The organism is Methylocystis sp. H62, from assembly GCF_015709515.1.
Taxonomy (GTDB): Bacteria; Pseudomonadota; Alphaproteobacteria; order Rhizobiales; family Beijerinckiaceae; genus Methylocystis.
Map to the genome: position 1 here is coordinate 1 of NZ_JADNQZ010000005.1, position 278 is coordinate 278.

General features: G+C 57.6%; 1 protein-coding gene. It reads left to right on the forward strand.

Features of this window, described 5'->3' with window-relative positions:
- A partial coding sequence (locus IYY11_RS22325) for a hypothetical protein (protein ID WP_210331166.1) occupies positions 1 to 182 on the forward strand: 182 nt, incomplete at its 5' end.
- Positions 183 to 278: the final 96 nt, after the last annotated feature.

Here is a 278-nt window from a genome sequence, read left to right on the forward strand (position 1 = left end):
TCGGCAAGCTCTTGGGCGTCGGTCTTGAGGGCAAACCGCTTGCGATGGAGGCAACCGAAATGACCGGTGACGGACAGATCGTGCTTTCGCACAAGGACAGGAACGCGCGCGCGCGCGTTTCGACGATCGAAGGTGACGGATTCATTATCGCCTACGCAGATTTGGAGCAGTCAGTCGCGTAATCGGAAACCATTTGGCGGTATTCGCCGAGGAGGGGATCATGTTGCAGGCGACGCTTCCCAACGAACAGCGGGTGTTCTGTGTGAATCCTTTGGAGG